Below are 14,870 nucleotides of genomic sequence, written 5' to 3' on the forward strand. Positions count from 1 at the left end.
TGATTCATTAAGGAATGTGATGGGCCCATTAGCAGGCGTTCGCGTCTTAGACTTAACTGCAGTAATCCTCGGTCCATTTGCGACCCAAATTTTGGCATCCATGGGCGCTGAAATCATCAAAATTGAAACTCCTGATGGAGACAATATGCGTGATGTAGGCCCTATGCGAAACCCTAAGATGGGTCACATCTTTTTACAGGCAAACCGCGGTAAAAAAAGTATTGTTTTGGACTTAAAAGATCCCGCCTCAAAACAAGCAGCGGTTGATATTGCCAAAACAGTCGATGTTTTTATCTCCAATATCAGACCTCAAGCGCTAGATAGACTTGGCTTAGGCTATGAGGACTTGAAAAAGGTAAACGATAAGATCATTTATGTCTCTTGCTCAGGCTTTGGCTTAGATGGCCCTTATGCAGATAAACCAGCTTACGATGATTTGATTCAGGGGGCTGCTGGCGTACCTTGGCTCATGCAGCAGTATGGAATTCATGAGCCACGTTATGCACCAACTACCTTGGGTGATAGAGTCACTGGACTTCACTCCGTGTATGCAGTGACCTCAGCTCTATATGCCCGAGAAAAAACAGGAAAGGGGCAGCACATCATTGTTCCCATGTTTGAATCCATTACTCAGTTTATTTTGGGCGATCATCTTGGTGGCGAATCCTTTATTCCGCCGATTGGCAAGTCGGGATACGCACGCCTTCTGTCGCCTTCTCGCAAACCCTACGCTACTCAAGATGGCTACATCTCTATTTTGATCTACAACGATAAACATTGGAAAAGCTTCTTTGAAGCGATTGGTCAACCGGAGCGCCTCAAAGAAGAAATCTTTTGCACTCACGTCAATCGCGCCAATAATATTGACCAGGTATATCAAGAGGTTGAGTCCATTATGAGGACTAAGACTACTGCGCAATGGCACAAGCTTCTAGATCAATTTGATTTGCCCAATCAATCCATGAATTCGATTGATGATCTGATTAATGACGAGCATCTTAAAAGTAAATCCTTTATATATACCGAGAATCATCCGAGCGAAGGTCAAATTCGGGTGATGAAAAGTCCAGTATCTTGGTCAGAAACGCCAGCCAAGGAAGATTTAAGTCCAGCACCTGCACTTGGACAACATACCGCTGAGATTTTGAGAGGGCTTGGCTATGCGGAAGATGCTATCGAGACATTAATTCGCACAGGCACTAAAAAATGAACTTCCAATTCACGCCAGAGCAATTACAGATTCAAGACGCAATAGAAAAACTCTGCAAACCATTTGATGCCGAGTATTGGCTTAAAAAAGATCAGCTGGGCAATTTTCCATTTGACTTTCATAAAGCACTGGCTGATGCAGGATGGTTGGGTATAGCTATGCCAACGGAATATGGTGGTGCAGGCCTAGGCATTACTGAAGCAGCTTTGATGATGCGTACTATCTCTGGAAGTGGTGCAGGCTTATCTGGCGCTTCCGCTGTCCATATGAATATTTTTGGCTTGCACCCAGTGGTGGTCTTTGGGTCTGATGAGCAAAAGAAGCGTTGGCTCCCTCCTCTAATAGCCGGTAAAGATCGCGCCTGCTTTGGCGTCACAGAGCCTAATGCCGGTCTCAATACCCTGAAGCTCTCTACTAAAGCGGAAAAGCAAGGGGATCATTACATCGTAAGTGGTCAAAAGATCTGGATCTCTACTGCCCAAGTAGCGAACAAAATTTTATTATTGGCTCGCACTACCCCTATTGAAGATGCGAAGGGCACTGAAGGTTTGTCATTGTTTTACACCGACCTGGATCGTGCCTGTATTGAAGTTCGAGAAATTGAAAAAATGGGGCGTAAGTGCGTAGACTCCAATGAGGTCTTTATCGATAAACTCAAGATTCCTATGCAAGATCTGATTGGCGAAGAAGGTAAAGGCTTTTCGTATATCCTGCATGGCCTCAATCCAGAGCGCATTTTGATTGCAGCAGAAGCTATTGGTCTTGGACAGATAGCACTAGCCAGAGGGGCACTCTACGCCAAGGAGCGGATTGTGTTTGACAGGCCTATTGGTCAGAACCAAGGGATCCAACATCCACTAGCAAAATCTTGGATGGAACTAGAGGCTGCCAACCTGATGGTATTTAAAGCAGCCAGTTTGTATGATGAAAAAGCATCATGTGCGGCGGAAGCCAACGCTGCAAAGTATCTTGCTGCAGAAGCATGCTTTCATGCCTGTGAGAACGCCATCCTGACGCATGGTGGCATGGGCTATGCAAAGGAATATCACGTAGAACGTTATCTACGCGAATCCTGGATTCCACGTCTTGCCCCTGTAAGTCCACAACTCATTCTTTGCTTTATTGCAGAGAAAGTATTGGGCCTGCCAAAATCCTATTAATTTAATTTAGAGAGTGAAGTTATGAGCGCTATCAAATCCCGTTACTTTGTTAAAGCAGGTGAAGTCGAAGGCTACCATCCAGCTAATCACCTTGGCACAGTCAACCGCCGCATCATTGGCACTGAGACTGTTGGCGCTAAACAGCTTGAAGTGCTTCATGGCACGATTGAAAAAGGTAAAGGCGCCCTACCTCATGCCCACCCAGGGATTGAACAGGTCTGCTACATGCTAGAAGGTCGAGCCAGAGCAGAGGTGAATGGTGAAGTCTGCGAAATGGGACCCGGAGATGCTTGCTTTTTTCCAGCGGATGCAATGCACGTTTTTACCGTGATTAGTGATGAACCTGTGAAACTTCTAGTGATCTACTCTCCGCCCTACGAAGAGAATCCAGCTAGAGTTATTCGGCCTTAATCGATCCTCTATTGGAATGAAATTAGCGGGCCTCTAGGGCCCGCTAATACATTAAACGATCTTGATGGATAGATCAGGCAGTCCATTGATTTGGCAGCGGATGACATCACCCTTAACTACCGGACCAACATTCTCCGGAGTTCCAGAATAAATAATATCGCCAGGGAATAATTCATTGGCTTCAGAGAGCTTAGAGATTTGCTCAGCAACAGACCAAATCATTTGGCTTAAATCTGCTTTTTGCTTAACAACACCATTAACGGAGAGCTCAATATTGCCCTGAGTAAAGTGCCCTGTCTTGCCAACCAAAAAGATAGGACCAATAGGAGCAGAGTGATCAAATGATTTACCGATCTCCCAAGGCTTCTTTTGATCGCCCATAAAACGCTGTAAATCCCTGCGGGTCATATCAAGGCCCAAGGCATATCCATAAACCAGATCCAAGGCCTTATCCACGGGAATATTCTTGCCACCCTTATTCAGAGCTGCTACCAATTCCACTTCGTAATGGTAATTCTTGGTTAAGCTTGGATAAGGATGATCTACCAGCTTGTTAGGCGCTACAAACTGAATGGCATCCGTTGGTTTTTGAAAGAAGAATGGTGGCTCACGGGTTGGATCCGATCCCATCTCTCTCGCATGAGCAGCATAGTTGCGTCCAATGCAATAGATGCGACGCACCGGAAACTCTTGATCGCTGCCAGCAATCGGTATGAAGACCTGCTCTAGTGGGAATGGCGTTTTCATCACCTTCTCATGCGCCTGGCTCATGCCCGCGGCACCTAATATAGTGGCGCCGAGACCAAGCTTAATGGCATCGCGGCGGTTTACATTTTTATTGTCTTTCATCATCACTCCTATGGATTGCTGTCAATCAATCGATATTTTTTATTCGTCCTGAATAGTGTTTTTCAGAATACCAACACCTTCAACTTCAATTTCGCAAATATCACCTGGCTTCATAAAGACTGGCGGTGTTCTGGCATATCCCACACCGGCAGGAGTTCCGGTAATAACAACATCGCCAGGCTCTAGAGTCATGCACTCCGTAATCAGCACAATGGTTTCAACAATCCCCCATAAGAAATCTTTAGTATTTGCGTTTTGCATCACATTGCCATTTAAGCGTGACTGAATTTGCAAGCCATGCGCGCCTACGGGTAACTCATCAGGGGTCACAAGCCAAGGCCCAAATCCACCTATCTGATCAAAGTTTTTACCAATCGTCCATTGAGTTGTTTTACGTTGATAGTCCCGAATACTGCCATCATTAAAGACGCTGTATCCAGCCAAGCATTCCAAGGCATTTTCTTTGGTGAGATTGCGACCTCTTTTACCCACTACAAATGCGAGCTCAGCCTCGTAGTCCAACTTATCCGAAACCTTTGGACGAATGAGCGGAGACATATGTGCGGCTAAAGAACTTGGTCCTCTCATAAAAAAGCTGGGGTACTCTGGTCTTGCATTACCACCCTCTTTTGCATGGTCAGCATAGTTCAGGCCCATGCAGACAATTTTTCCAGGGCGATCAATTAAAGTATCAAACTGAATATTGGCTACATTTTTAATAACTGCTTTAGGGTTATTGAGAGCTTGTTTTGCCTTAGACATGCTGGCATCAAGCTCAATGAGGCCTAAGAGCGTATTGGGAATACTGGAATCCGTGGCGCACAAATCCACAAACTGCTGTGAATCCTTCGCACAAAGAACGCCGATCCCTTTTTCATTATTTTTATTTCGATAGCTAAACAGTCGCATATATCTCCAAATGTATTTTTATTTAGTTACTACGATTATCTGAGCAGTTTAAACAACTCTTTGCAGGACACAAGCCTGAATGCATCACTTATTCAGCGGTAATATTGGCTTCTTTGACGATCTTTGCATTTTCCAAGTAATCCCTTTGAATCTTTCTAGAAAATTCACCTGGCGTGCCAATAACGGGGACATTTTGAGACTTCCTGATACCCTCTTGTACGGACAGGTCACTCAAGACTTGATTGATTTGGGTATTGAGCTTGATAACAATGTCGTCTGGGGTGCGTTTGGGGGCAAAAAAGCCAAACAAAGAAACCAAGTTAGCCTCTGGATAACCAAATTCCTGCAAGGTTTTAGTCTGCGATTGCGAAGCCATGCGCTGGGGAGCACTCACTGCCAATACCCGGAACTTTTGTTGCTCTATCAAATTATTAACATTGGCCGTGGGATTGATTAAGAGAATGTCGAATTGACCGCCCATGGCATCGGTTAATACCTGTCCGCCACTTCCCTTGTAGGGAATGTGGGTAAATTTCCCGCCTGATTTCTTTTGGAGCTGCTCCACCATAAGGTGTCCTACAGTTCCATACCCTGAGCTTGCTATCGAAATTGAGCCCGGCTTTACCTTAATCGCCGTGATCACCTCTTCAAAACTTTTTACACCCAGCTTTGGCGTGGCTAGAAAATATACCGGTGAGTACATTACTTCAGCAACAGCGACAAAATCTTTGAGTGGGTCATAGGGAACTGATATCACTAAGGGGCTTAGAGTAATAGGACTAACAGCCGAGAATGCCAAGGTGTAGCCGTTAGCCTCTGACTTCGCAACATAATCCATTCCCAAGGTTGCGCCTGCTCCCGCGCGATTTTCAACCACCACCGGTTGATTCCACTTATTGCTTAAGCGAGTTGCAAGCTCGCGGGCTATCAAATCCGCTACACCAGATGCCGTGTATGGAACAATGATTTTGACGGGTCTATCAGGAAATATGGTTTGGGCAATGACTAAGCCCGGTAATAAAACTAAGCAAAAAATGAAAAAGCGGATACGGCGCATAGATTAATACACAGCCGCCTGACCATCGCGACGTGGATCGCTTGCAGCAATATACCCATCCTCAATATCGTCTGACAACCTCCAGATGAATTGGCCTGCGCCAAAATCCATGTAAGGATCGTCAATCTTTTTCAAGGTATGACCTAAGTCTGACAATCCTTGAACGGTGTCAGCATTCATATTCGCTTCGACATCAAGACTGAAGTCGCGATTTACTTTCCAGCGCGGCGCATCACAAGCAGCTTGTGGTTGCTGACGATATGACAGCATGCGCAAAACCGTTTGTAGATGGCCTTGAGGTTGCATATCGCCACCCATCACACCAAAACTCATTTGTGGTACGTTTATATCGCCTTCTTGACGTGTCAAAAAGGCTGGAATAATCGTGTGAAATGGGCGCTTACCACCTGCAACGACGTTAGCGGACTGAGGATCCATTGAGAATCCAAATCCTCTATTTTGTAAACTCACACCCCAATCCGGAACAACCACTCCTGAACCAAATCCCATGTAATTACTTTGGATAAAGGAAATCATGCGGCCTTGCTCATCTGTTGCAGATAAGTAAATAGTTCCACCCGATTGCGGTAAGCCAAAATTAAAATGGGTTGCCTTATTGGGATTAATGAGTTTTGCGCGCTGCGCAAGATAATCTGGATCGAGCATCTGCTCAGGAATTACTTCCATTGAACGCGGATCAGCCACATATTTATAAACATCTGCAAATGCCAATTTCATGGCTTCGATTTGCAGGTGCTGACTCTGCACCCCATCTAAGGGCAAACTCGCGAGATCAAAGTTCTGCAAAATTCCTAGAGCAATCAGAGCGCCTATACCTTGACCATTTGGTGGAATCTCATGCATTGAGTAGGTTTTTCCATCCGCAGCTTTAATATCTTGCTTGATGGTTCCAACCCAGTCAGGGCGATAAGCAGCGAGATCACCGAGTGTCATTGCGCCGCCATTACTATTGGCATAACTGGCAATCGATTGCGCAATCTCCCCTTCATAAAATTCACGAATACCTGACTTCGCTATTTTCTTAAAGGTCTTCGCGGCAGCCTCAAAACGAAAGATCTCGCCAATTTCGGGAGCGCGCCCGTGAGGCATAAATGCCTGAGCAAATCCTGGTTGATCACGTAACTCAGGTATAGCAGCAGCCCATTTATGGGCAACCACTGGCGCCATCGCATAGCCTCTTTCGGCGATCTCAATCGCTGGCTGCAATAAATCACCTAGCGGCAATGAACCGAAGCGCCGATGTAGCTCTTCCCAACCAGCTAAGGCCCCAGGGACCGTTACAGAATCCCAGCCACGTTTAGGTCTATCAGCCAAACCATTTGCATCGGTGCCATATTTTTTAGAAAAGTACTCGGGATTCCAAGCCTGTGGCGCAACCCCTGAAGAATTTAAGCCATGCAATTCTTTACCATCCCAAACAATGGCAAAACAATCACTCCCCAGTCCATTCGATACAGGCTCAACAATCATTAAGGCTGCAGCAGCTGCAATCGCTGCATCAATGGCATTGCCACCTTGTTGAATAATTTTTAGGCCAGCTTGTGCGGCAAACGGATGGGATGTCGATACAACATTGCGCCCCATCACTGGTACACGAATCGTAGGGTAAGGATTGTTCCAATTAAATTTCATAGATACTTTTCTGTTTTTCTTTTAGTCAGGATTAATCTGCGCTTGTTTAATGAGGGCTGTCCAACGCGCCCGCTCTCTTGCAACCATGGCAGAAAATTTTTCGGGAGTCCCAGGTGTTGGATCAGATCCAAGTTGGGCAAAACGCTCAATCACATCGGGAGATTCAATGACTTTATTGACTGCAGCATTCAATTTTGCTACCAACTCAGGTGACATATTTTTAGGCCCATATAAGCCAAACCAAGTTGTAGACTCAAACTGACCTAGACCAAATTCTTTGCCAGCCTCTGCTACCGTTGGAACATCCGGCAACTGTGCAGACCGCTTGGAACCACCGACTGCCAAAGCGGTCATCTTGCCATCCTTGACTGGCTGAAGACTAGAGACAATAGAGTCAAATAACACATGCACCTTTCCAGAAACCAGATCGGGCATTGCTAATGCAGAACCTTTATAAGGAACATGGGTCATGTCTATTCCAGCCTGCGCTTTAATAGCCTCAGCATTTAATTGGATAACCGTACCAACACCGCTAGAGGCATAGTTCAACTGCCCAGGATGGGCTTTGGCATAGAGCACCAAGTCCTTTACCGTTTTAATTGGCAAAGTTTTAGTCACCGTTAAGATCGCTGGATTAACGGCTACCCCACCAATCGGAGTGAAATCTGTCACCGAATCATAGGGCAGTTTTCTGGGAAAACTGGGTGCAACAGAATGGGTGCTACTAGTTGTAAATAGTAATGTGTAGCCGTCGGGCAATGCGCGTGAAGCTAGTGCAGCACCGATCGTGCCGCCAGCGCCAGGATGATTTTCCACAATGACGGATTGACCTAAATTACTCGACAGTTTTTGCGCAAAAATTCTAGATAGCGAATCAGTTGCCCCTCCAGGTGGAAAGGGAACAATCATCGTGATGGATTTATTGGGGTAATCTTTAATACCTTGAGCATGCGCTCCCAATATCCCAAGAAAACAATAGGTCGCCAACAAGGCAATCCTGGATATAGATAGTCGAATTTTCAGAAATTTCATGTTGTCTCCATTAGCTTTTCCAATATCGTATATGATAATTTTTTGATATACCTATTTCATCTTCCGTGAGCTCAGCCCGCCCCAAAGAATACCTATTTGATCACCTAGTGATTATGGGAAGAGATAGGCTGGATGAGCTTGGCGCCCTTTTTCAGGGCGAGGGATTTCACCTTACCCCTCTTGCTCACCATAACCTTGGATCCAGCAATCGACTCATCATGCTGGACTCTAGCTATCTTGAATTATTAGGCTGGGAAAAAGGCAAGCAAGTTCAAAGAGCTGAAATTGCCAATCAAGCTATAGATTTGGATGCACTAGTGTTTAGAACGACTGATGCGCAGGCTTGCTATGAGCAATTAAAAGCATCCGGGTTTGCTGTCAATCCTGTACAAGACCTATCCCGTGAAGGTGAATTTATGGGAAATACGGTACTCGTCGAATTCAAAACAGTGCGATTTGCAGAGCAGCCGATTCCCGGACTACGGATCTACTTTTGCGAACACCTCACTCCAGAGTATGTATGGCAAAAGCTATGGCTCACGCATGCAAATGCAGTGGACTCGTTAAAACAGATCAATATCGCAAGCTCTGATATTCAAAAAACGGCGGCCAGTTTTATGAAACTCTTAAATCTCGATATAAATCATTGCGTCGAAAGTAAAGATTCCACGCGCATCATCTTGCCAAACATTGAACTCTGCATACAAATTCAAAATACTTCTGAAGGAAGCTATCTAGTGAGCGCGCTCCTTCAGAAAGGCCAAGCAGATCCTGTAGACTTCATTATCGATCAACATTTTCTTACCCATTTCTAGGGGCTTACCTGTGAAAATCACTAACAACCTATTTTCTAAATATCTTGCGCTAGCTTTGACAACACTTGCCATGTCCGGTGCAGCGTTCTCTCAAAGCGATAAGCCACTCACTTTAGTCGTACCCTTTCCCCCAGGTGGAAGCACCGACATTACCGCCAGAACCATTCAGACAAAACTAGCTGAAAGAATTGGCAGGCCTGTCATTATTGAAAATCGCCCTGGAGCAGCCAGTCAAATTGCTACCCAGCATGTTGCCAGATCAGCGCCAGACGGAAACACCCTGCTGATTAGCTTTGACAATCACTCCATCAACCCGATTGTTAAACCAAAGCTGCCCTATGACACCTTCAAAGATTTTGTTGGAGTTAGCTTATTGGTTCGCTTCCCCTTAGTCATTGCTGCCAACCCTTCAGTACCTGGTAATAACTTAGCGGAATTTATTGCGGCCGCTAAAAAAAGCCCTGGCTTATATAGCTATGCATCTACTGGTGTTGGATCACTCAATCAACTAGCGATGGAAGACATTAAACGAAAAGCGGGCATCTTTGTTCTCCATGTACCCTACAGCGGTGGCGGTCCGGCCATTGCTGCCGTAGTTAGCAATACCGCGAGCATGACACTATTAAGTTATGCCGCGCTCAAAGGTCAAATACAGGCAGATAAACTCAAGCCGCTAGCAGTGACTGGCGCGCAGCGTCTCCCAGAGCTTCCAAAAACACCGACGGTTGCAGAGTCTGGCTATCCAGGCTTTGAGGCTTACTCGTGGATTGGCGCCTTTGCACCAGCAGAAACTCCGGCAGCAACAGTGAAAAAATTAACTGCTGACTTTCAAGCGGTTCTCAATGACCCCGAAGTCAAAACAAAATTATCCCAAGGGGGATTTGATGTTCAGGCAAGTGATGGTCCCGCTCTAGATAAATACACCAAAAGAGAATTTGAACGTTGGCAACAATTTGTTAAAGCAACAAAACTGAATTTAGAAGATTGATATGAGTGATAAGTTGAATGGTGCGGAGGCTCTGGTCCGGATGCTGGAGCAGTACGAGGTAAAACATATTTTTGGATTATGCGGCGATACCAGCCTGCCCTTTTATGATGCCTTAGCCAGACTAGATCACGGCATGCAGCATATTCTTACTCGAGATGAACGCAGTGCTGGCTATATGGCCGATGCTTATGCAAGAGTGACCCATAAAGTTGGCGTATGCGAAGGGCCCAGTGGCGGTGGCGCTACCTATCTATTGCCTGGATTAGTAGAGGCTAATGAATCTTCGATACCAGTACTTGGCATTACCTCTGATGTCCCCGTCACCTCACGGGGAAAATTTCCGCTGACAGAACTAGATCAGCAGGCCTTATATGCGCCACTGACCAAATGGAATACCACTATCGATTTGGCGGAACAAATTCCTTCTGCAGTCAGAAATGCATTCCGTGCCATGACTACAGGAAAGCCTGGCAGCACTCATATCTGCCTACCGCATGATGTACAAAAACACGATGTTGCTCAGAGTGATATTTGGGCTCAAAAAGAACATTGCCAATATCCAGCCCAGCGTTACGTTGCCAATAGCGCTGATATCGAAAAAGCTGCAAGACTGTTGCTCGCTGCTCAGTGTCCAGTCTTGATCTGTGGTGGTGGTGTCATCAATTCAGGTGCTGAGCAGGTTCTTGAGAGCATTGCGCAATTACTCAATATCCCAGTGTGCACCACTGTGAGCGGTCAAGGTAGTTTAGCGGGTACTCACCCCCTGAATGCTGGTGTTGTTGGCGCAAATGGTGGGGTCATGGCCACCAGAGATGTCGTCAATAGTGCTGACATGGTCTTCTTTATTACATGTCGTGCTGGCTCAACTACCACTGAAAATTGGCGCTACCCCAATAAATCTATTCCTATTGTTCATCTCGATATCGATCCCGAAACCATTGGCGCAAACTACCCTACTGCGGTTGGCTTAGTTGGAGATGCCAAATTAACTCTAGAGCAGTTATATAGCTATTTAGTCAGCAACCTTCAATCGCGCACCAGTAACTGTGTAGATGGTAAGGCAGTTGTTGCTAAAGCAAAGAGCGTGAAATTTGAATCTTTCCTCAAATTAGCCAATAGTAATGAGGCGCCGATTCTTCCAGAAAAAATCGTTCATACCCTCAATAAGCTTTTACCAAAAGATGCCATCGTATGCGCAGATCCCGGGACTCCGTGCCCTTACTTCTCCGCATATTTCATGAGCGATATTCCGGGCAGACACTTTATTACCAACCGTGCTCATGGCGCCCTAGGCTTTGCCATGTCTGCGGCAATTGGCGCCGCTGTAGGCAGACCTCAGTCCAGATGCGTTGCAGTAATGGGAGATGGTAGTTTTGGATTTACCGTTGGCGAACTAGAGACAATCACGCGTTATAAATTACCTGTGCTAATGATTGTGATTTCTAACTCAGTCTATGGCTGGATTAAAGCAAGCCAAAAAGCGGGATACGATCAGCGCTACTTCTCAGTAGACTTTAATCGCACGAATCATGCCAAGGTAGCAGAGGCTTATGGCGTGCGCTCATGGACTGTTGATGATCCACTCAAACTTGAGGCAGTCCTAAAAGCGGCTATTGAATGTGGAGAACCTGCTTTAGTGGATATTATTTCCCAGCCCTTGCAAGATGCAGCTGCGCCCGTTAGCCAATGGATGGGCTAAGCGCATTTCTTAAGCAGAGTAATTCGGGGTTGAGGGCAAGCTCACATTTTTCTCTGGAAGTTTTGTAATGTTGTAAGCCGCTACGCAAGAAGCGATCAACAACAATAGCCCCAATACCGCAAGCCAACCAATTTTCTTCTTATTCAACGCATACTCCTACGATAATTTATTAGTCATTATCTCAAATATGGGTGCTACATAGGTATAGGCCGGGTATTTGCGATAATGCCCTTCATTAAAGGGCATACTAAGGCTACTATGAAAGCAACCCACTGGTCTCAACACTGGCACCTCATCAGCTCTACTCATCGTCTGTTGGTGGTAATTTTAGTTGGCTTAGCAGCCTTTTTCTTACTATCCGAGGTTCCCTCGCCTTTGATAAGGCTGGCTTTATCTTGGATTATTGCTAGTAGCCTTTATGTCTTCTCAACGCTCATCATGATGTATTTTTCTACCCAAGAAAATATCGCTAGCCTCTCTCAAAAAGAAGACGATGGAGCGCCATTTATATTGCTCATCACCATGTTTGGGGCCATTACCAGCATTGTTGTCATTGTGATGATCATGAATCAAGCTAAATCTTTGCTCATTGGGAATACCTTGATGCAAATTGGTTTAGTCCTTTTGACCTACATTAGCTCTTGGTTTCTAATACATACCGCATTCGCATTGCACTATGCCCATGTCTATTACCAGGAATATGGGCGCACCAAAGAACCGCCCCTACTCTTTCCTGCAACCTTAAAGCCAGTCTATTTTGACTTCTTATATTTTTCGATGGTGCTGGGAATGACGTGCCAAACTGCAGACGTCAACATTGCTAGTTTTAAAATGCGTTACTTAGCCATGATTCAGGGTTGGATTGCGTTTGTCTTCAACACTACCCTATTGGTAATGACAATTAACCTAATCTACGACCTGCCAAATCGTTGATAAAAAGAGAAACAATCAAAAGCAAGTAATGCGTCAGGGAAATTGGGATGGAATGGGGAATGATTAAAAAGACTGTTTTGGGACTCTGTTTGCTATTGTCATGGGCTGTCCATGCCCAGACTGCCTCACCAAATCCCAATCAGCCAATCACCATTGATGCCCAAAGAATCGTTTGGAAAGGCGATTTAGATGGGATGATCAAACGGAGAATTGTGCGCGTCCTATTGCCCTATAACAAAACACTTTATTTTCTAGATAAAGGCGGCCAACAACGCGGCCTCATGTACGACATGATGACGGCATTTGAGCAGGATCTCAATAAGCAGGTTGCTAGCAAACATCTCAAAATTCATTTTATTTTTGTACCCACTGCACGCGATCGCCTCATTGCAGATTTAGTAGCCGGCAAAGGGGACATTATTGCGGCTGATCTTACCGTTACTCCAGAGCGAAAAAAGTTGATTGAATTTTCAACCCCAATAGTGAGCGGCGTAAGAGAAGTCATTGTCACATCAGCACAGGGGCCTAATTTAAACAGCATAGAAGATTTATCAGGGAAAACTGTATTTGTTAACCCCGCTACTAGCTATGCAGAAAATCTTAAGCGACTCAATGTTGAATTACTGAAACAAAAAAAACCACCCGTCATTATTCAAAATGCGCCTGGAATCTTTGAAACAGAAGATATTCTGGAAATGGAGAATGCTAATCTAGTTCCCATTACAGTCAGTGATTTTTACTTGGCAGACTTTTGGAAGAAGATTTTCCCCAACATACGTGTTCATGAGAACCTGGTATTAAGCAAAGGTGGCGATATTGCTTTTGGATTTCGTAAAAATTCTCCAGAACTAAAGAAGGCGCTGGATGCGTTTACCGATAAAAATAAGATGGGAAGCAGTTTTGGCAATCAAAAAATACAAACTTATCTCAAGTCTGTAAAGTGGGTAAAAAATGCAACCGACCCTACTGAGCTCAAAAAGTTCCATGCTCTAGCAAATATATTCCAGAAATACAGCGCCCAATACCAAATTGACTGGCTGCTAATGACTGCCCAGGGCTACCAAGAATCGCACCTAGACCAAAATAAGAAAAGCAAGGTGGGTGCTATCGGCGTTATGCAAATCATGCCTGCAACAGGCAAAGAGCTAAAGGTTGGCGATATCGACCAGGTCAACAACAACATCAATGGTGGCATTAAATATATTCGCTACCTCATTGATCAGTATTACAGCAAGGAGCAGATGACGGATTTAAATAAAGTCTTATTCGCCTTTGCTGCCTATAACGCTGGCCCCGCTAGAATTCAGCAATTACGCGTTGAGGCTGGTAAGCGGGGTCTTAATCCGAATGTCTGGTTTGATAATGTTGAGCGCATTGCCGCAGAACGAATTGGGAATGAGACCGTGCAATACGTCAGCAATATCTATAAGTACTCAGTGGCTTATAAATTAGTGCTCGAGTTGCCCAACAAGAAATAGGTGCTTAGAAGCACCTAAATAACAAACCCTCACTATCACTAGAGAGGGTTTCTAAAACTAAAGCTTAAATCAATATTCACACTTCAATGATGATCATGAACCATATACTTTTCAGATAGTGCAAAAATCAAGCCAGTCACTACAAACGTTAAATGAATACCCACCATCCAGCCCAGATTTTCTTTATTAGTTGTGTCAATTTCTAAGAAGGCCGCCAAGAGATTGATTCCTGACAGAGCAACAATGGATCCAATAAGTTTTAATTTCAATCCTGCAAAATCTACTTCACCCATCCACTTAGGTCGATCAGCGCTATGTTTAGCTGCGCCAATAATGGAAACAAAGTTTTCGTAGCCAGAAAAGATGATGAGGATAAGGAGGTTTCCAAGTAAGGTCTTATCGACAATCTCTAAAACTCCAGTGACAAATTCCGCTTCCGATGCATTCCAAAAAATCATAGCGAAATGTGCAAACTCTTTAAGAAACTTAATGGCCACCAATGCAAGAGTAGCTACTAAGATGAGATAAAAGATGGCTAATATCCAGCGACTTCTATAGATTAACTTTTCAACAAAGACTTCTAAATGCCCAGCATGGTCTGGTTTATGCGCTTGACTATTGACATGTTCAGACATGAATTAAAACCCTTCAATTTACGATTTAAAAATAATAAAAC

At 44.8% G+C, this 14,870-nt stretch carries 15 protein-coding genes; 8 read left to right on the top strand and 7 right to left on the bottom strand.

Going from position 1 to position 14,870, the window contains the following annotated elements; translation table 11 throughout:
- Window positions 1-19 precede the first annotated feature (19 nt).
- Genes ICN47_RS08675 through ICN47_RS08685 form a run of 3 tightly spaced genes read left to right on the top strand, consistent with a single transcriptional unit; the run spans window position 20 to window position 2,781 of the window.
- Entirely contained in the window at window positions 20-1,210 is a 1,191-nt protein-coding gene (locus tag ICN47_RS08675; protein WP_216219540.1) for a CaiB/BaiF CoA-transferase family protein, read from the top strand.
- Window positions 1,207-2,370 carry an acyl-CoA dehydrogenase family protein gene (locus ICN47_RS08680; RefSeq protein WP_216219541.1) on the top strand — a complete coding sequence of 388 codons (1,164 nt, stop codon included), beginning with the start codon at window positions 1,207-1,209 and terminating at the stop codon, window positions 2,368-2,370. The genes ICN47_RS08675 and ICN47_RS08680 overlap by 4 nt, the downstream gene beginning before the upstream one ends.
- 21 nt (window positions 2,371-2,391) lie before the next feature.
- On the top strand, window positions 2,392-2,781 hold the full coding sequence (locus ICN47_RS08685) for a cupin domain-containing protein (protein ID WP_216219542.1): 390 nt from the start codon (window positions 2,392-2,394) through the stop codon (window positions 2,779-2,781).
- 51 nt (window positions 2,782-2,832) lie between these two features.
- Here the strand turns inward: ICN47_RS08685 and ICN47_RS08690 are convergent, their stop codons facing one another.
- The 5 genes from ICN47_RS08690 to ICN47_RS08710 all read right to left on the bottom strand — a co-directional run bounded on the left by ICN47_RS08690 (window position 2,833) and on the right by ICN47_RS08710 (window position 8,281).
- A complete protein-coding gene (locus tag ICN47_RS08690) occupies window positions 2,833-3,552 on the bottom strand; it encodes a fumarylacetoacetate hydrolase family protein (RefSeq protein WP_216219648.1) in 720 nt (239 codons plus the stop codon).
- Between the two features lie 117 nt (window positions 3,553-3,669).
- Window positions 3,670-4,539 (bottom strand): fumarylacetoacetate hydrolase family protein, encoded by an 870-nt coding sequence (locus ICN47_RS08695; RefSeq protein WP_216219543.1) that lies wholly within the window; start codon window positions 4,537-4,539, stop codon window positions 3,670-3,672.
- An 88-nt stretch (window positions 4,540-4,627) separates the two neighbouring features.
- Window positions 4,628-5,596: a tripartite tricarboxylate transporter substrate binding protein gene (locus ICN47_RS08700; protein ID WP_216219544.1), complete on the bottom strand. Its 969-nt coding sequence runs from the start codon at window positions 5,594-5,596 to the stop codon at window positions 4,628-4,630.
- A 3-nt stretch (window positions 5,597-5,599) separates the two neighbouring features.
- Window positions 5,600-7,249 carry a gamma-glutamyltransferase family protein gene (locus ICN47_RS08705; RefSeq protein WP_216219545.1) on the bottom strand — a complete coding sequence of 550 codons (1,650 nt, stop codon included), beginning with the start codon at window positions 7,247-7,249 and terminating at the stop codon, window positions 5,600-5,602.
- Between the two features lie 21 nt (window positions 7,250-7,270).
- Window positions 7,271-8,281, bottom strand: a complete 1,011-nt coding sequence (locus ICN47_RS08710) for a tripartite tricarboxylate transporter substrate binding protein (RefSeq protein ID WP_216219546.1) — start codon at window positions 8,279-8,281, stop codon at window positions 7,271-7,273.
- Window positions 8,282-8,346: 65 nt separating this feature from the next.
- Between ICN47_RS08710 and ICN47_RS08715 the strand changes: the two genes are divergently transcribed.
- The 3 genes from ICN47_RS08715 to ICN47_RS08725 all read left to right on the top strand — a co-directional run bounded on the left by ICN47_RS08715 (window position 8,347) and on the right by ICN47_RS08725 (window position 11,783).
- The gene (locus ICN47_RS08715) at window positions 8,347-9,096 is read left to right on the top strand and encodes a VOC family protein (RefSeq protein WP_370626298.1); all 750 of its coding nucleotides are present in this window, start codon (window positions 8,347-8,349) and stop codon (window positions 9,094-9,096) included.
- Window positions 9,097-9,166: 70 nt separating this feature from the next.
- Window positions 9,167-10,084, top strand: a complete 918-nt coding sequence (locus tag ICN47_RS08720) for a tripartite tricarboxylate transporter substrate binding protein (RefSeq protein ID WP_216219650.1) — start codon at window positions 9,167-9,169, stop codon at window positions 10,082-10,084.
- 1 nt (window position 10,085) lies between these two features.
- Window positions 10,086-11,783 carry a thiamine pyrophosphate-binding protein gene (locus ICN47_RS08725; protein WP_216219547.1) on the top strand — a complete coding sequence of 566 codons (1,698 nt, stop codon included), beginning with the start codon at window positions 10,086-10,088 and terminating at the stop codon, window positions 11,781-11,783.
- 9 nt (window positions 11,784-11,792) lie between these two features.
- Here ICN47_RS08725 and ICN47_RS08730 read toward each other — a convergent pair whose 3' ends face one another.
- Window positions 11,793-11,930 carry a hypothetical protein gene (locus tag ICN47_RS08730; RefSeq protein WP_216219548.1) on the bottom strand — a complete coding sequence of 46 codons (138 nt, stop codon included), beginning with the start codon at window positions 11,928-11,930 and terminating at the stop codon, window positions 11,793-11,795.
- A 111-nt stretch (window positions 11,931-12,041) separates the two neighbouring features.
- On the opposite strand from ICN47_RS08730, the gene ICN47_RS08735 reads away from it, so the two are divergent.
- Window positions 12,042-12,716, top strand: coding sequence for a DUF1345 domain-containing protein (locus tag ICN47_RS08735; protein ID WP_216219549.1), 675 nt, complete (start codon window positions 12,042-12,044; stop codon window positions 12,714-12,716).
- A gap of 59 nt (window positions 12,717-12,775) precedes the next feature.
- Complete coding sequence (locus tag ICN47_RS08740; protein WP_255538979.1) at window positions 12,776-14,194, top strand: transporter substrate-binding domain-containing protein; 1,419 nt, start codon at window positions 12,776-12,778, stop codon at window positions 14,192-14,194.
- Window positions 14,195-14,277: 83 nt separating this feature from the next.
- Here ICN47_RS08740 and ICN47_RS08745 read toward each other — a convergent pair whose 3' ends face one another.
- On the bottom strand, window positions 14,278-14,829 hold the full coding sequence (locus ICN47_RS08745; protein WP_216219551.1) for a YqhA family protein: 552 nt from the start codon (window positions 14,827-14,829) through the stop codon (window positions 14,278-14,280).
- Window positions 14,830-14,870: the final 41 nt, after the last annotated feature.

It is taken from the genome of Polynucleobacter sp. AP-Latsch-80-C2, from assembly GCF_018882185.1.
Lineage (GTDB): Bacteria > Pseudomonadota > Gammaproteobacteria > Burkholderiales > Burkholderiaceae > Polynucleobacter.